The following is a 16,555-nucleotide window of genomic DNA, read 5'->3' as shown; positions in this document are numbered from 1 at the left end:
TCATGACGAAGCGCAGCGTACAGGCCATTCGCCATATAGGCTTCGAGGACCTCGGCAGCTTCCAGGCGCCATTGCGCGAGGCTGGCTATGAGATCGAGTATGTGGACGTGGCGGAGCAGGAGGAGAGGAATCTCGATCCGCTGGCTGCCGATCTTCTCGTGGTCCTGGGCGGCCCGATCGGCGTCAACGATCATCAGGCCTATCCGGTAATCACAGAGGAGATCGAGCTGCTGCGGGCGCGTCTCGCCGCCGACCGGCCGACGCTCGGCATCTGCCTCGGCGCGCAGGTGATGGCTGCCGCCCTCGGTGCTCGTGTCTATCCCGGGTCCGCGAAGGAGATCGGCTGGTCACCGCTCGAACTCGCCGCGACCGCCGCTCCCAACCCTCTTGCCGGGCTGAAAAATGTCCCGGTTCTGCATTGGCATGGCGATACGTTCCATCTGCCTGACGGATGCGTGCTTATCGCCTCCACCCCGATCTGCCGCAACCAGGCCTTTTCCCGTGGACCGAACATTCTTGGCCTCCAGTTCCATCCCGAGGCCCTTGCCGCACGGTTCGAGCATTGGCTTTTGGGCCATGCGAGCGAGCTGGCGACGGCGGGCATCAGTCCCGTGGCGCTGCGCCGCGACACCGAACTTAACGGGAAAATGCTCGAAGAGGCCGGCACCCGCCTGCTGGCCGAGTGGCTGGCAAGGCTCACCTGAGCAGTGTAAGCAAGAAAAAATCGATGAAAGCGTCAGTCTATGACAATCCCGGTCGCGGCAGCCGGGACCGAGGTATCGGTCGATAAGAACGTGAGCACCCGCACGGTCGGGCAAAAAGTTGCGGCCTTCGATATGCAGGGGTCGCATGCGGAACTTACTGCTGGCCCGCAAAGCCATTACCGTGCGTGCTATCCGTTTGCCACGGGACCTTGCTCGAAGCACTCGATCAGCATTTCCGTCAGGACACGGACCTTGCGGGCAGGATGCTGTCCTGGCGGACGGATGACATAGATGCCGGCGGGCGGAGGTGGATGGCGCGGCATCACGGGAACCAGCGCGCCGGAAGCGACATACTGATCGGTGATGCCGTCGGGGAGCCAGGCGATGCCAAGCCCTGCGACAGCCGCAGCGGTAAGGGCTATCGCGTTGTCAGCCTTGAAGCGCCCTCGCGGATAAACCGTGACGATCCCGTCTCCATCCATCAATTGCCAGGCTTCCGTTCCCTGCATGAGCGCCTGATGGGCGGCAATGTCCTCCGGCTTCTCGGGGGAACCATGCTCTTTGATATAGCCTCGACTCGCGACCAGCTTTCCGTAGATCGGTCCGACGCGTCTCGCGATCAGGTTCGAGTCCTGAAGATAGCCGACCCGGATCGCGCAGTCATATCCCTCCGTGACGAGATCGACGAAGCGGTCCGTATAGCAGGTCTGGATCTGAATCAGGGGGTGACGCCGCGCCATGTCCGCCAGCACCGGCGCGAAATGCGTGGGGCCGAAGGAGAGCGGTGCAGCAACGCGCAGACGGCCGCGAAGGTCCCCTTCGGGCAGGATGGTTTCCCTGGCCACGTCGATCTCCGCACAGACCCTGGCGGCAGAGTCCCGGAATGTCGTGCCGGCTTCCGTAAGAGATGCCCCGCGGGTCGTTCGCGCCAGAAGCTGGACACCCAGTTCGGCTTCAAGTCGGACGAGACGCCGGCTGACCATCGATTTGGAAATGCCGAGGCGGAGTGCCGCGGAGGTCACTCCGCCTGCATCGGCAACTTCCACAAAGGTCCGTAGATCTTCGATGTCCAATTCCGCGTTCCCCATTCTGCGACACAGCTTGCCATAGTTGAGCACTACCGCACCGGGGACGGGAATGACAAGGTCCGTCGTGCAGGTAGCTGGCGCCCATCAGGCGCATGTGTCCTCGCAATTGAAACGCGACACCACTTAAAGATAGGATGTATTCATGACCTTTCGTAACGGCCTTGCGTCGCTCCTTCGCCCCGAAGACTCCGTCGTCGTCCTGATCGACCACCAGCCTTACCAGCTCACCAATGTGAACAGCCATGATCCGCAGATGGTCGTCAACAACGCGACGGCTCTGGCAAAGGCTGCCAAAGTGTTCAATGTTCCCACCATCCTGACAAGCGTGATCGCCGAGCGCGGCGGTCTTCTATTTCCGCATATCACGGACGTTTTCCCTGGCCAGGAGGTGATCGACCGTACGTTCATCAACACCTGGGAGGACAAGAAAGTGGTCGATGCCGTCAAGGCGACGGGTCGCAAGCAGTTGATCATCGCTGGCCTGTGGACTGAAATCTGCGTCGCGATGCCGGTTATCCAGGCCCTTGGCGAAGGTTGGGATGTCACGGTCATCACCGATGCTTCAGGCGCCGTTTCCGTCGAGGCCCATCAGGTGGCCATCCAGCGCATGATCGCGGCCGGCGCGAACATGATGACGTGGCTGGCGCTGGCGGCCGAATGGCAACGCGACTGGGCACGGACCGAGACCGCGTTCGCGCTGAACGACGTGATCAAGTATCATGCCGCCGGCAGCGGCATCGCCTATGCGTGGGAACAGCAACTGCTCAACACGCCGGTGCCGAAGACGACAAGCGGTCACTGAGACCTAGGCGGGATGGCGGAGATTGCGACGTCGCGCGAATGCGGACAGTGTGCCGATCTTTGTCGTCCCTTTTCCAGGCAAGCCGAAATATCTAAAGCGCCTGCCATAGTTGTGCGTGTGATGAACGTCAGGCGCGTCGCCGACGTGGACCCGAAAATGTGCAAGGACCTTCTATGGAAATCGGCATCGACAGTTTTGCAGCCATCCTCCCGGACCCGACGACAGGCAGGCTCCCTTTGGCCACCACGCGTATGGCTGAACTCATCGAAGAGGTCGTCGTCGCGGATCGTGTCGGGCTCGATGTTTTCGGCATAGGCGAGCATCATCGCGGCGAGTTCCTCGACTCCGCGCCGACCGTTATTCTGGCGGCGGCAGCGGCTCGGACCAGCCGGATCAGGTTGACGAGCGCGGTGACCGTTCTAAGCGCCGCCGACCCGGTGCGGGTTTTTCAGGAGTTTGCGACTCTCGATCTGATTTCCAAAGGTCGTGCCGAAGTCGTTGTCGGGCGAGGTTCTTTCGTCGAGGCTTATCCGCTATTCGGCCTCGACACGCGGGACTATGACGACCTCTTTGCGGAGAAGCTCGACCTGTTGCTCAGGCTTGGCGAGACGACCAACGTCACTTGGGAAGGTCGCTTTCGCCCGCCGCTTCAGGGGCAAGGTGTCTTTCCGCGTCCGCATCAGCCACAGCTCCCGATATGGATCGGTGTAGGTGGCACGCCGCAATCCTTCGCCCGCGCCGGTACGCTTGGCCTTCCATTGATGGTCGCGATCATCGGCGGGAGCTTCGAGCGCTTCCGACCACTTGTCGATCTTTACCGTGAAGCTGGCAAGCGCGCGGGACACAGCGCCGAGACGCTCAAGGTTGGCGTTCACGCGATGGGCTTTGTCGGAGAGACCAATACTGCAGCGAAGGACGCCTTCTTCCCTGGCTGGGCGCATCTGACAACGAATATAGGTCGTGAGCGTGGCTGGTCGCCGCCGACGCGGCAGCAGTTCGAAGCCATGGCAGGTCCGGAGGGCGCATTCCTGATCGGTGACCCGAAGACCGTTGCAGCCAAGATGTTGCAGGCCAGTGAGACACTTGGCGGCGTCTCACGCATGACCTTCCAAATGAGCACGGCCTCTCTCGACACCGCAGCGATGAAGACATCGATCGAACTTCTGGGCACGGAGGTTGCGCCAATCGTCAGGGCAACACGACGGGCATAGATCCCAAGCTGTGCCGCAAAACGGGGAACTCCGAGTGGACATCGAAATCTGCGGACTTTTGTCGAAGTTGCCGATGCCGCGGGCGTTTCTCCAGCAGCACGTCGACCGGGATCATTAAGTCAATGGGCGGGCTTGCGGAGCACCGCTCTGCCTTGCTCGCGTCGCCAAAGAAACTGGCAACGCCATTCCTCAAGGAGATCAACAGAATGCTGCAACGCCCTTCCGTCGAACACCATCGCACCGCGGTCACCGTCTTCTCCATAGCCCTCCTTGGCATCGCTTTATCGGGATGCGTGTCGGCTGAAGAGCGGCGGTACGCGGACGCAAATACCTGCCAGAGCTTCGGGGCGCCCTATGGCTCACCCGCCTATACCAATTGCATGCTCGAACAGCAGCGTCGGCGAGACAATGAGGAACTGGAGTCGCTCGAGCGGACCCGGCTGACGACCGAGATTGCGAGAGACGCTCAGATTATGGCCGATCGCGCGCGCAGGGAGCGTTGCCATCGGGATCCTGATCGGCGCGAGTGCCGTCGATAAGGAGCAACCGTCCGCTGATGCAACTATATGCCAAGCATCGCGTCAGCTATTATAGCCGCCGACTTTGCCTGTCGGGGCCGTCAGCGGACCGCAGCTCCATCAATGAGGTTTAGTCGGACGATGCGCCGTCGCGCGGTGGCATCTGGGCGGCGGTGTGTTCCGTTTATTGCGACACAGCTCACCGCGCCGCGCAGCTAGTCGTGACAGCGGCCACCCTTTAGTGGTCTCGCTCGAGATCCGCCGGGACAATGCAGTGGCTCCTGCGCACTACGCGGGTCCCGGATCTCAAGCACACAGGAGAGGTAAACACGCATGAGCTGGAACCCCGCAATTGAACCAGGTTATCCCGATGAAGTCGGCATCGACGCGATCGAAACCCTTATAGTGCCGAGGTCGCGCGACATTGGCGGTTTCGAGGTTCGGCGCGCTTTGCCCGCACCAAAGCGGCAGATGGTCGGGCCGTTCATCTTCTTCGACCAAGCCGGGCCGGCCGAGCTGTTGACCGGGCAGGGCATCGACGTTCGGCCTCATCCGCATATCGGCCTCGGCACGGTCACCTACCTTTATCGCGGTGACTTTCACCACCGCGACAGCACCGGGGCCGACCAGATCATCCGTCCCGGTGAATTGAACTGGATGGTCGCAGGGCGCGGTGTTTCTCATTCGGAGCGCACGACGGCAGCGGCCCGAACCGGGCCCAACAGCTTGTTCGGGATCCAGACCTGGCTCGCTCTGCCCGAAAGCCACGAAGACATGGATCCCACCTTTGAGCACCACGGCAAAGAGGTATTGCCGGTCATCGAGGACCAGGGCGCTTCTGTCCGCCTTATCCTCGGAAACGCTTACGGCGAGATCGCGCCCGCCACCATGTTCTCCGAGACATTTTACGCCGACGTGACCTTGGAACCAGGAAGCCGCCTGCCGTTGCCGGACAATCACGAGGACAGAGGCATCTACATCGTCGAAGGTTCGATCTCGATCGCCGGCCGGGACTACGAGGCACCGCAGATGATGGTTTTCCGCCCCGGCGACAAGATCACAGTCGCAGCGGGTAGCCGAGGCGCGCGTCTCATGATCCTCGGCGGTGCAACGCTTGCAGGGCCACGATACATCTGGTGGAACTTCGTAGCCTCTTCGAAGGAGCGTATCGAAGAAGCCAAAGAGGAATGGCGTGCGCAGAACTGGGGCAAGGGACGCTTTGACCTCCCGATCAACGACCGGGATGAGCACATTCCTCTTCCGGAGTGACAGCGCGGTACCGCATTCGCTCAAGCGAACTTGATTGATCCAGTGCGGCAAGCACAAGCTCGCATTTTAAATTCAACGAGATGGAGAAAGCGAATGAACAACGAATGGCCACGCCTCGATTATCTTAGCTGGCGCGAAACCTGTTCCGCCCTGCATCTTTACCTGCAAGTTGTCGGCAAGTATCGGCTGGCTCATACGCCGTGGCTCAACCATTCCTGGAACGCGACCTTCTACGTGACGCCTTCCGGCCTGATATCGTCCCCGATTCCCGATGGCCCTGGCATCGAGATCCTGTTCGACTTTCATGATCATGCGGTCGTGGGTACGAGCGGCGACGGCCGCCGGGCCTCTTTTGCGCTGGGGACATCCACGGTCGCGGAGTTTCATGCCAATTTCGCTCAGCTGATCTCCAAGCTCGGCGGTACCCCGGACTTCCACGGCCAACCCAATGAGGTGGCAGATCCTGTTCCGTTCGATGAGGACCATCGTGACCGCCCCTATGACCGTGATGCCGTTCGACGTTTTCATCAGGCGTTGATAGCAGTGGACGCGGTTTTGAAGGCGTTTCGGACGTCCTTTCTCGGGAAATCCAGCCCCGTGCACCTTTTCTGGGGAAGTTTCGATCTGGCCGTCACACGTTTTTCTGGACGGCGCGCTCCCATCCATCCCGGCGGCATTCCGGCATTGCCGGATAGCGTGACGCAGGAAGCTTATGATCGGGAGGTTTCCTCGGCGGGCTTTTGGCCCGGCGGCGGTGGCATCGATTATCCCGCATTCTATGCCTATGCCTATCCGCCACCAAACGGCTTTCGGGCTGCGTCCCTCCAGCCCGATGCTGCTTTCTGGCATGAAGGCATGTCGGAGTTCATCCTCCCCTATGATGCGGTTCAATCTGCCGCTGATCCTGATGTAGCCTTGATGTCCTTTCTCGTTTCGACCTACGAGGCTGCCGCCAATCTGGGAGGGTGGGACCGCGAACTGCTCGAGTGCACGCATGGACAGCGCGGCAAGGTTCGATTGCCGGACGCTGAGCGTCCGCAGAAGGCTGCGGCCAGCGAGACGGTTGAACGGGAGGATGGGCCCTCGAAGGGGCGATACCGCATCGTCGTCGATGGCGTCGAAGCGGAGATGACCTACAGTCGCGCTGGGAAAGAACTGATCATTATCGACCATACCGACGTTCCGGCCGCTTTGCGGGGCCGGAAGGTCGGTGAACGCCTTGTGCGCCAAGCGGTCGAGGATGCCCGGCGCGCAGGGGTCGCGATCATTCCCCTTTGCCCATTTGCCAAAGCCCAGATCGAGCGTCATCCAGAGTGGCAGGATGTTCTTCGAAAGTGACCAACCTGCCGAGCAGCGCTGCACCGGCATTTGAGGATAGCATGCAGAAAGAAACCTACCGTTTTCAGCAGGCAGATAAGGCCCTGTTGGCCGCTGTCGATGAAGCAATTGAGCGTGCCGTTGAGACTGCAGGGCATGAACTTCAGTCGCTCGGTGTGGGCAGATCACCATATGATTACTTTGCGGACGCCGCACTTCGTCACCTGTTTTTGCGTCTGTGTGGCGCCAATCCGGAAACCAATACGGGAGGAGATCCCGAAACAGCATGGAAAATTCTCTATGCGGGGCGCAATGCCGCGCGTCATTGGGAGAGGGAGCGCGGCGGTCAACCAGCGCTTCGGAAGAAGAAGGAACGCCGGGAGGATACCGAGAAAGATGCGAGTGAACGCCAGCAACTGGCACTCTCCGCACAGAATTTCGCGTTGAGAACTGTTATTCGCGCATTAGTCGACCACGCGCGCGCCTCGGATCCGCAGATCAACGACCGCCTACACGCGGCGATCGACGCTCGCCATGCGGGGCTTGGGAACGTATCCGACACCGACCGCGAGTTCGCACAGAAAGCAAAAAGCTATCTGTCGCTTCTCACCACCCCGCCAGAGTAGACGCAGTGGCTGCACAACCGGACACCTTCAAAGATTACGGAGTTAGTAGTGACAGAAAATTGCCCTGTTCTTACACCGGCTGAAAGACAGATCGCCGACGTCATTAAGCGTGCAGACAGGACGTTGGCTTCTGCGGTCTCTCTGGCTTTGGAAGAGGCGGCCAAACAGGTTGCCGAGGACATGCGAGCAATCGGTCAGGACGACGCCACGCCGGTTCTACAATATTTTGCAAGCGTCATTCATCAGCGAATGTACTGCCTGATGTGCGGTGCAGACCCGGACACTTTGAAGGAGGCAATCCGGATATCGCCTACCATGTCATCCGCAACAGTCAGACCATCGCCAAGCACTACTGGTCTGCGGATATCGAGCCCTACCCACCCAGGTAGTAGTGGGCTGTCTCGTGGCAGCCCGGCGCCGGCTGTTCAAGGGGCGCTAGTTCTGGATGAGCAAGGCGGGCAATGATGAGCGAGGGGACAAGTTGAGCACCGAACTGCCGACGGAATAGCGCTGATGCTTTGAGCTCAAGTTTCATAAATAGGCGTTATGCCTCGAGGTCCGATTTATCAAGCACTTGACTCACCTGAGTAAGGCGTCGCCGGTTCAGATCCTTCTAGAGCCTTTCCGGGTTAGATTGTAGTATTCTGTTGGCTCAAACGGAGCCGGCCGGTCGATCAGCCGGCCCGTTTCAGCCAACCCGAAGGGCCGGGCATCTTTCCGCCAGGATCAAAGGCGATCGGCTCAGACGTACCTTGGGGTATGCCCGTCGCCAATCGCCTTTGCCCTGACGAAAACCTGCTCCGGCAGAATGCTTCAATCTAACCCGGAAAGGCTCTAAAAGCTCGCTGCTGATCAGCGCATATCCTTACAGAACTGGGCTATGCGCGCGCAGCCTTCGCCGAGTTTCTCCATGCTGGTCGCGTAGGAAATGCGAAAGAAGGGGCTCATTCCGTAAGCCGCCCCTTGCACGGTCGCGACATGATGCTCTTCCACCAGCGCCATGACGAAATCGACATCGGTCTCGATCTTTCGCCCGCCCTTGCTGGTCTTGCCGATCAGCCCCGAGATATTCGGGTAGATGTAGAAGGCGCCTTCGGGCCTATGGCAGCGCAGCCCGTCCACTTCCGACAATCTGTCGAGGACGAAGTCGCGTCTTTCCTTGTAGATCGCGGCACGCTCCTTCAACAGATCCTGAGGCCCGTCCAGGGCAGCGGTCGCCGCAGCCTGGGTCAGCGTCGCGATGCCGCCGCCATTCTGGCCGTTGACGTTGCTGACGGCGGAGATCAGTTCTTTCGGCCCGGCGCAGAAGCCGAGCCGCCAGCCTGTCATTGCGTAAGCCTTGGAGATGCCGTTCATCGTCAGGACGCGCTCATAGAGCCTGGGCTCGACTTCGGCGATCGTGCAGAACTGGAAGTCGTCATAGACCAGGTGTTCGTAGATATCGTCGGTCATGATCCAGACATTGGGATGACGCAGCATAACCTCGGCGATGGCAGCCATCTCCGCCCGGGAGCAGGCGGCGCCGGTCGGATTGTTCGGGAAATTCAGGAAGAGCCACTTGGTGCGCGGCGTGATCGCCGCCTCCAGATCCTCGGGGCGCAGCTTGAAGCCGGTCTGCTCGTGGCAGGGGACGGCGACCGGGACACCGCCGGCGAACTTGACGATATCCGCATAGCTGACCCAGGAGGGCGTCGGAATGACGACCTCGTCGCCCGGATTGCAGGTTGCCAGCATGGCATTGAAAATCACCTGCTTGCCGCCGCCCGAGACGACGATCTGGCTGGCATCATAGTCGAGATTGTTGTCCCGTTTGAACTTCCGGATGATGGCGGACTTGAGCGCCGGCGTACCGTCCATTGGAGGATATTTCGTATCACCCGCAAGAGCGGCCGCATGGGCCGCCTCGATCGCGTGCGCCGGTGTGGGGAAATCCGGTTCGCCGGACGAGAGGCTGACGACCTTGATCCCTTTGGCGGCTAGTTCCCTGGCGCGCTGGGTCATGGCGGCGGATGCGGATATGGAGACGTTTTTCAGGCGGTCTGATATGGCGGACATCAAAATGGTCCTTCGATGAGGGATTGGAACGGGAGACCGCCAGCAGGCGATCAGGATTGTGTCAGTCGGCGAGTTCGGCAGCAGGCGCGAGCGTGGCGCCTGTGGCTTCGATCTCGCCGCGCACGATGCCGGCAAGCTCCAGGGCGCCGGGTGTGTCGCTGTGGACGAGAATGGAGCGGGCCGGCATCGCGATCACGGCTCCGTCGATCGTCTCGACGGTTCCTTCGAGGAGGAATTGTCGGACACGCGCTCGCACCAAGGCCTCGTCCTTGATGACGGCGCCAGCGAGCCCGCGCGCGACAAGTCTGCCCTCGGCATCATAAGCCCGGTCGGCAAGGAAAAGCGCCAGCGTCTTCAAACGCGCGCGGTTGGCCGCCTGCTGAATCTCGCTGCCATGGGTCACGAAGACGATGAGGCCGGCATCCACGGTGGCGATCGCATCCATCATCAGGTCGGCCAGCACAGGATCGCGGTTGACCATATTGCCCATGGCCGCATGGAAGCTGATATGGGAAACAGTGACACCCTCGGCCTTGGCGATCGCTATCAGTGCGCCGAGCTGATAGAGCATCTGCTGGCGAAGCTCATCTGCCGGAAACGGTATTTCGCGCCGGCCGAAGCCGAGTCGATCGGGCAAGCCCGGATGCGCGCCGATGCCGACGCCGTTGAGCTTCGCAAGCCGGACCATGCGCCCCATGATCTCGGGGTCGCCGCCATGGAAACCGCAGGCGATGTTGGCCGACGAGACGAGTTTCATCATCGCTTCGTCGTCGCACAGCCGGTAGGGGCCAAACCCTTCGCCCATGTCGGAATTCAGATCGATCTTCATCGGTTCCTCCTTTTGACGGCCTTTTGGGCGACACGCATTAGGCCATCGCCTTCAAGGCGCGCTTGACCATTCGGGATGTCTGCCTGACGTCTTTGACATAGCGGGCGACAGCCTGTTCCACCTTGCGCGCCTCCGCATGCGTCGAGCGAACGAACTTCAGGCGGGCGCCGATGCGGGCTTGCCCGAGCCGCCAGAGATCGCATTCGATCACGCCGGCGATCTTCGGATATCCGCCGGCGGTGTTGGCATCGCTCATCTGCACGATCGGTTCGCCACCGGGCGGAACCTGGATCACGCCGGGCACAACACCGTGGGAACGCATCTCGATGGACGCTGTCGGCGTGATCGGCTCGCCGGACAGGCGGTAGCCCGTCCGGTCGCTTCGGGAGGAAATCCTCCAGGTCTGGCTCCAGAAAGCTTCGCCATCGCCTGCGAAAAGATCGTGCTCGCCGGCCGGCAGGGCGCGGATCGGCAGCGTGCTGTCGATAGCAGCCGGGAAGACATCGCGCAGCGCCACGGACGGTTCGACGACGGCGAGACCAGAGGTCGGCAACATGACCATCTCTGCGTCCTCGCCGACCGCGATCCGATCGCCCTTCGCCAGGGGCCGGCCGGCATTGCCGCCGAAGCCGCCGCGGAGCGACGTGCTTCGCGAGCCCATGACAACGGGGATATCCAGCCCGCCTCCGACCGAGATATAGGAGCGCGCCAGCCGTGGAGGCTGTTTCAGTTCGAGAACCTGTCCGGGCTCCGCGACATGGGCGCACCAGGAAAGCAGTTCCGATCCGTCGAGATGAGGATTGCCGTCGGCACCGGTCACGGCAAAGACCACGCGCTGCTCGAAACGCAGGCTGAACGGGAAGGTCTGCACCTCTAACGCGGCGGCATTTTCGTCATTGCCGACGAGAATGTTACCGATCCGGACCGCCAGCGGATCCATCGCGCCGCTGGCCGATACGCCGATGTCGCGATAGCCGGGGCGGCCAAGATCCTGCACCGTGTTGAACGGGCCGCTTTCGATGATCTCGATCATAGCTCGATCCTTGCCGGCAGGAACCGCACCGTATCTCCCGGCGCCATCATGGCGGGGCTCGATGAGGCGGGGTCGAACATCTGCAACGTCACATAGCCGATGGAATTCCAGCCGTTCGGACCTGTGAGCATGGCGACGCCGGTCTGCATGCCGCCGATGGTCACGCAGCCCTTCGGCATCTTCAGCGAGGGCACGGTCTTTCGCGGCATGTAGATACGTGGATCGAGGCCATGCAGATAACCGAAACCGGGAGCGCTGCCCAAGGCGAAGACGCGGTAGGTTGCTTCATGATGGATGCGGACGACCTCGCGGTCGCTCAAGCCCGAGAGATCGCAAAGGGTCGGAAGATCCGTCGCATATTCGCCGCCATAATGGACGGGGATCTCGATGGTCTTGCCGTTGAGATCGATGCTGCGCGCATTCTCCCATGCCTCCAGCAGCCGGGCGACCACTGCATCAGGATCCTCGGGCGTCTCCTTGAAGATCACCAGCAGATTGGTCATGCCCGGAATGTTTTCCGCAAGGTCCGGCCAGCCCTCCACCGTCTGGGACAGAGCCCAGATCCGCCGCTGCGTGAGGAGATCGAAATCGCCTGGCGCCTCGAGCAGGAATGATCTGGCGCCGATCGAGGAAACCCGCGCCCGGCTGTTGGTGGCCGGAACGATCTCACGTTGCGATGCATGTCTGTTCGTCGTGGCGATCATGATGGGAGCTCGATTTCGAACAGAGGGTCGCCGAAGCCGACCAGTGCGCCGGGCTCGGCGAGCAGCCTGGTCAAAACACCGGAGCGGCCGGCGCGAAGGGGAAGCAGGATATGCCCTACCCCGACGAAGCCGACGATATCCGCTTCGGATACGGAGCGCGGCAGATTCTGCGGCGCGGCGGAAGCAGCCGGGTGTTCGATACAGAAGCGGCCTGCCATCGGCGCCGTTACGACGGTGGGTGCTGAGCCGGGAGCTCGTGGCTTGGCTTCTGTCGAACTGAGCCGAGCGCCGCCTTTTCCGGCGACGACGATGCGAAGCTGTCCATCCGGCCAGGAGATTTCGAGACCGTCCACACCGGCGGCCGTCAGCGCCTCGGTGAGCAATGCGATAGTCGCCGGATTGCTGAAATCGATCGTGCTCATGCTGCCCTCCGCAGCTTCAGCCATTGTTCGAGATAGTGAATATCAGTCTCGCCGTGCGCGAATGCGCCGTCCTCGAACAGGGCGCGCAGGAAGGGGATATTGGTGGAAATCCCCTCGACCTCGGTGCCGGCAAGTGCCTCGCGCATTCTTGCCATCGCTTCGGCCCGCGTCGGCGCATGGACGATCAGCTTGGCGATCAGAGAATCGTAATAGGGCGAGACCTTGTAGCCGGCATGAATATGCGTATCGACGCGGATGCCTGGCCCCGTGGGCAAAGCCAGATGGGTGACGACACCCGCCGACGGCAGGAAGGTTTCCGGATCCTCGGCATTGATGCGGCATTCGAAGGAATGGCCCTCGCATGTCACATCGCCTTGGGTGAGATCGAGAACGTGACCCTGAGCCGCCCTTATCTGCGCCTGGACGATATCGACACCACTCGTCAGCTCGGTGACGGGATGCTCGACCTGAAGTCGCGTGTTCATCTCGATGAAATAGAAAGCGCCATCCTCATAGAGGAATTCGAAGGTTCCGACACCCCGATAGCCGATCTGAAGGCAGGCCTGCACGCAGGCCATACCGACAGGCTGGATGATGTCGGGCGCGATTCCCGCCGCCGGTGCCTCCTCCACCACTTTCTGATGGCGGCGCTGCATCGAGCAATCCCGGTGGCCCAGCCACACGGCATTGCCGTGATCGTCGCAAATGACCTGTATCTCGATGTGGCGCGGATGCTCTAAGAATTTCTCCATGTAGAGCGAGGGTGAACCGAAGGCCTTGCGGGCCTCCTCCCGTGTCAGCGCAATTGCTTCACGGAGCAAATCGGCCTTTGGCACGACACGCATGCCGCGTCCGCCGCCGCCCCCGGCCGCCTTGATGATGACGGGGTATCCGATTTCCAGCGCTATGCGCTCGATCGTGGCGGGGTCATCGGGCAGCGCTGTATCCGGACCGGGAACGCAGGGGACGCCGGCTGCCATCATCGCCCGCTTTGCCGAGATCTTGTCGCCCATGATCGCAATCGAGGAAGATGTCGGACCAATGAAGATCAGCCCCGCCTTTTCGGCGGCGTCGGCGAAGGCGGCGTTTTCCGATAGAAAACCGTAACCCGGATGGATGGCGCCCGCGCCGGCGAGACGCGCCGCCAGAAGGATGGCATCCTGATTGAGATAGCTCTTGGCGGCACTCGACGGGCCGATGCAGAGAAAACTGTCTGCGGTCTTGCCGTAAGGCGCTTGCCTGTCGGCCTCGGAGCAAATGGCGACCGTCTTCAGGCCGAGCTCGCGGCAGGCGCGCTGGATTCGGACTGCGATCTCGCCGCGATTGGCGATGAGGACGGTATCGAAGCGGCCGGTCGCAGATTGTTCAGTCGTTTCCGGCATCAGCCAATCTCCGCCAGCAGATCGCCGGTCTCGACCTCGCCGTCGTCGATTTCGGTGAGGTGCGTAATGCGCCCTGATCGCGGCGCGGCGATCGTGTTGAAGACCTTCATTGCCTCGATGATGAAAAGGGTTTGCCCCTGCTCCACCTCGTCACCGATTGCGACGAATGGAGGTTCCCCGGGCGCCGGGGTCCGGTGCAGAACGCCGAAGACGGGTGCCTTCACCGCATAAGAGGTTTTCCCATCGCTTGAAGGCGTATCGAAGCCGGCATCATAGGCAAGGCTTGCGGGCGACCCTGCCTTTTGCGGGGGCTCGGCAGCAGCCTCCTGACCCTGCGACGTGCGGAAAATCCGAACCGTCACGTCCTTTTCAGTCACGATCAGCTCGGTAATGTTCGATCGTCCGACAAAGTCGATCAGCGTCTTGATCTTCGAGAGGTCCATGTGCGTGCTCGGAATTTCATATTCCACCGCGCATAGCTGAAGTTTCAGATCGCCCGGCGTTGTGATTTTCGTAGCACGACGCGCCGACTGATGGGGTCAGACGAAGTTTTGATGGAGCGCAATCGGCCTGCGGGAACCTATCGTCGGCGATGGCGTCCGTGTCAGAACCCTGCTTCCTTCTGATGCCGTACGGCGAGGATCGTCAAAATGTCGCCATCAATACGATAACGGGCGACGTATCCACTATCTCCAAAATCGATGAGCAACTCCCGGTATTGCTCAGGCAAGTCCTCGATGAGGCGTCCAATATGGGGATGTGCGCCGAGGACTCTCAAGCCGTTGAGGATAGTTTCGGCTGCGCGCTTCGCGGCGGATGGGTTTTTCAGCCGTAAGAACTCCCGGAGCCGCTCAAGGTCGCGGATTGCGGCGGGGGAGAACACTACTTGTGGCATTCGGGTGCGGACAACTCGTCGTCAGTTCCCCAAGTCGAAAGCCATTTTTCGACCTCGGCGCCCGTGACATGCAGTCCTGTCGCTTTAAATTCATTCCAGGCGTCAAGCGTCTCCTGTCGCAGTGCCTCACGCTTCTCTTCGCGCTCAACATACTGCGCAATAGCTTCACGCATGATCCAGTGGGACGAGCGGCGGCGAGCTTCGGCCAGTTGCTGAACGCGGCCCTTTAGCTCATCATCGAGCTTGAGCGAGGTTGGCGATGCCATCAGACCTCCTTAGTTAAAGGTATTACCTAGCGCTAACTTAAGCTTACCCGCGGTGTTTGTCTATGAATGCGTTCAACGAACGCACAATGCTTTTCTGACGGATCATGGCCGTTACGAGGCTTTCCGACCGTGAACTAAAGGATCGGTGACATCATTGACCGCGGCATGCGTTCCCATGTCCCCCTGTGCGTAGCCGGTTCCGGCTCCGTCAGCTCTTCGGAGCGGCGATGCTCTCCCTCGGGATCAGGTTGCTGCGGATGACGGTGCGAACCGCCGCCGTATTCTGCCTATGGCCAATGGCGTCGAGCAGGAGATCCACCGCCGCGCGCCCCATCTCTTCCACCGGCTGTTTGATCGTCGAGAGCGGCGGCGAGCAGAATTCGCAGACCGGGGAGCCGTCGAAGGAGACGACGGACACGTCACCGGGAATGCTTAGGCCCGTTCGCTGGATACGGCTGACAAAAGAAATGGCCATGTCATCGCTGGTCGCGATGACTGCTGTCGGTTTCTCGGTCAACTCGGCGAAGTCATCCGCCGCCTGGACACCAATGTCGAAGCCATGCTGATAATCGAGATGACCACCCGAGCGATGCACCGAGTCCTCGGACAATCCTGCCGCCTCGAGCGCCTCAAGCACGCCGCCGTAACGCTCCACATCATGATAATTGCCTTCGGGCCCTGCCAGATAGAAGAACCGTCGATGACCCAATCGGATCAGTTCGGCCGTGACGTCGCGCACGGCTTCGCGGTCGTTCGTAACGACGCTCTGCAGGCCGGCATCGCTCATATCGAGCAGCATTGACACGATCGGCAGGCCGGAATTGGCCAGCGAGCGCCCGTCCACCTCTGGAAGCTTCGACGACAGGATGATGGCGCCGCGCACGCTGCCGCCGAATGCCAGGTCGAGAATATGCCGTTCGGAAATCTCGTCGCGATCGAGGTTGGCGATCATCAGGTTGTAGCCGCCCTGGATCAGCGATTTATTGATACTCTGCAGCACCTGCGGAATGACCTGGGAAGCACCATAGTAGAGCGATCCCGGCAGAATGATCATGATGATGTTGGATTTTCCGACCCTGAGACCGCGCGCCATCGCGTTTGGGGTATAGCCCAGTTGCTTGGCCGCGGCATTGATCTTGGCGCGCGTCTTCTCGTTGACACGTCCGGGATTGGCGAGCGCCCGGCTGACTGTTGAGATCGCAACGCCGGCGAGCCGCGCGACATCGGCCATTAACGCGCCCGATGGCTCCTCTCCAGCCACATCCTTGTTTTTGTTCATGTTTATTTAATTCTCCCGGATGTTTCGAATTGCAACTTTAAGGCAGGGAGCGATTTATAGCAAACGTTTGCCAAAAATCGCTTGCTTAAAAAACCGGCTTGGCTATTATCTAGCCATGGCAAACGATTGCCATTTCTTAATGCATTGAAAATCCA

At 60.8% G+C, this 16,555-nt stretch carries 18 protein-coding genes and 1 pseudogene; 8 read left to right on the top strand and 11 right to left on the bottom strand.

The features are described from left to right. The first annotated feature begins 2 nt into the window (after positions 1-2). Positions 3-704: a glutamine amidotransferase gene (locus tag B5P46_RS26125; protein ID WP_129421260.1), complete on the top strand. Its 702-nt coding sequence runs from the start codon at positions 3-5 to the stop codon at positions 702-704. A 188-nt stretch (positions 705-892) separates the two neighbouring features. On the opposite strand, the gene B5P46_RS26115 is transcribed toward B5P46_RS26125, so the two are convergent. Next, a complete protein-coding gene (locus B5P46_RS26115) occupies positions 893-1,777 on the bottom strand; it encodes a LysR family transcriptional regulator (RefSeq protein WP_129421259.1) in 885 nt (294 codons plus the stop codon). Positions 1,778-1,934: 157 nt separating this feature from the next. On the opposite strand from B5P46_RS26115, the gene B5P46_RS26110 reads away from it, so the two are divergent. From B5P46_RS26110 to B5P46_RS35145, 7 genes and pseudogenes are all read left to right on the top strand, one after another. Beyond that, positions 1,935-2,594 (top strand): hydrolase, encoded by a 660-nt coding sequence (locus tag B5P46_RS26110; RefSeq protein ID WP_129421258.1) that lies wholly within the window; start codon positions 1,935-1,937, stop codon positions 2,592-2,594. A 173-nt stretch (positions 2,595-2,767) separates the two neighbouring features. Continuing rightward, the gene (locus tag B5P46_RS26105) at positions 2,768-3,805 is read left to right on the top strand and encodes an LLM class flavin-dependent oxidoreductase (protein ID WP_129421257.1); all 1,038 of its coding nucleotides are present in this window, start codon (positions 2,768-2,770) and stop codon (positions 3,803-3,805) included. Positions 3,806-3,927: 122 nt separating this feature from the next. Beyond that, on the top strand, positions 3,928-4,344 hold the full coding sequence (locus B5P46_RS26100) for a hypothetical protein (protein WP_245456287.1): 417 nt from the start codon (positions 3,928-3,930) through the stop codon (positions 4,342-4,344). Between the two features lie 312 nt (positions 4,345-4,656). Beyond that, entirely contained in the window at positions 4,657-5,592 is a 936-nt protein-coding gene (locus B5P46_RS26095) for a pirin family protein (protein WP_129421256.1), read from the top strand. 93 nt (positions 5,593-5,685) lie between these two features. After that, on the top strand, positions 5,686-6,930 hold the full coding sequence (locus tag B5P46_RS26090) for a DUF5996 family protein (RefSeq protein WP_129421255.1): 1,245 nt from the start codon (positions 5,686-5,688) through the stop codon (positions 6,928-6,930). A gap of 41 nt (positions 6,931-6,971) precedes the next feature. Continuing rightward, the gene (locus B5P46_RS26085; RefSeq protein WP_245456285.1) at positions 6,972-7,535 is read left to right on the top strand and encodes a hypothetical protein; all 564 of its coding nucleotides are present in this window, start codon (positions 6,972-6,974) and stop codon (positions 7,533-7,535) included. A 48-nt stretch (positions 7,536-7,583) separates the two neighbouring features. Further along, positions 7,584-7,924 (top strand): annotated as a pseudogene (locus B5P46_RS35145) (hypothetical protein). A 463-nt stretch (positions 7,925-8,387) separates the two neighbouring features. Here B5P46_RS35145 and B5P46_RS26075 read toward each other — a convergent pair. From B5P46_RS26075 to B5P46_RS26030, 10 genes are all read right to left on the bottom strand, one after another. After that, positions 8,388-9,590 (bottom strand): pyridoxal phosphate-dependent aminotransferase, encoded by a 1,203-nt coding sequence (locus B5P46_RS26075; protein ID WP_129421254.1) that lies wholly within the window; start codon positions 9,588-9,590, stop codon positions 8,388-8,390. A 61-nt stretch (positions 9,591-9,651) separates the two neighbouring features. After that, the gene (locus tag B5P46_RS26070; RefSeq protein ID WP_129421253.1) at positions 9,652-10,419 is read right to left on the bottom strand and encodes a 5-oxoprolinase subunit PxpA; all 768 of its coding nucleotides are present in this window, start codon (positions 10,417-10,419) and stop codon (positions 9,652-9,654) included. Positions 10,420-10,456: 37 nt separating this feature from the next. Next, the gene (locus B5P46_RS26065) at positions 10,457-11,452 is read right to left on the bottom strand and encodes a biotin-dependent carboxyltransferase family protein (RefSeq protein ID WP_129421252.1); all 996 of its coding nucleotides are present in this window, start codon (positions 11,450-11,452) and stop codon (positions 10,457-10,459) included. Further along, complete coding sequence (gene pxpB / locus B5P46_RS26060) at positions 11,449-12,156, bottom strand: 5-oxoprolinase subunit PxpB (RefSeq protein ID WP_129421251.1); 708 nt, start codon at positions 12,154-12,156, stop codon at positions 11,449-11,451. Before pxpB ends, B5P46_RS26065 begins: the two co-directional genes overlap by 4 nt. Then, the gene (locus B5P46_RS26055) at positions 12,153-12,578 is read right to left on the bottom strand and encodes an acetyl-CoA carboxylase biotin carboxyl carrier protein (protein WP_129421250.1); all 426 of its coding nucleotides are present in this window, start codon (positions 12,576-12,578) and stop codon (positions 12,153-12,155) included. The genes pxpB and B5P46_RS26055 overlap by 4 nt, the downstream gene beginning before the upstream one ends. Next, a complete protein-coding gene (locus B5P46_RS26050; RefSeq protein ID WP_129421249.1) occupies positions 12,575-13,960 on the bottom strand; it encodes an acetyl-CoA carboxylase biotin carboxylase subunit in 1,386 nt (461 codons plus the stop codon). Before B5P46_RS26050 ends, B5P46_RS26055 begins: the two co-directional genes overlap by 4 nt. Beyond that, positions 13,960-14,403, bottom strand: coding sequence for an acetyl-CoA carboxylase biotin carboxyl carrier protein (locus tag B5P46_RS26045; protein ID WP_129421248.1), 444 nt, complete (start codon positions 14,401-14,403; stop codon positions 13,960-13,962). The genes B5P46_RS26050 and B5P46_RS26045 overlap by 1 nt, the downstream gene beginning before the upstream one ends. Before the next feature lie 161 nt (positions 14,404-14,564). After that, complete coding sequence (locus tag B5P46_RS26040; protein WP_129421247.1) at positions 14,565-14,855, bottom strand: type II toxin-antitoxin system RelE/ParE family toxin; 291 nt, start codon at positions 14,853-14,855, stop codon at positions 14,565-14,567. Next, a complete protein-coding gene (locus B5P46_RS26035; RefSeq protein WP_017958252.1) occupies positions 14,843-15,121 on the bottom strand; it encodes a CopG family ribbon-helix-helix protein in 279 nt (92 codons plus the stop codon). The genes B5P46_RS26040 and B5P46_RS26035 overlap by 13 nt, the downstream gene beginning before the upstream one ends. A 208-nt stretch (positions 15,122-15,329) precedes the next feature. After that, on the bottom strand, positions 15,330-16,400 hold the full coding sequence (locus B5P46_RS26030; RefSeq protein WP_129421246.1) for a LacI family DNA-binding transcriptional regulator: 1,071 nt from the start codon (positions 16,398-16,400) through the stop codon (positions 15,330-15,332). Positions 16,401-16,555: the final 155 nt, after the last annotated feature.

Source organism: Rhizobium leguminosarum (assembly GCF_004123835.1).
GTDB lineage: Bacteria > Pseudomonadota > Alphaproteobacteria > Rhizobiales > Rhizobiaceae > Rhizobium > Rhizobium leguminosarum_M.
The sequence above is the reverse complement of the archived record's forward strand: the minus strand, read 5'-3'. Positions and strand labels throughout refer to the sequence as shown.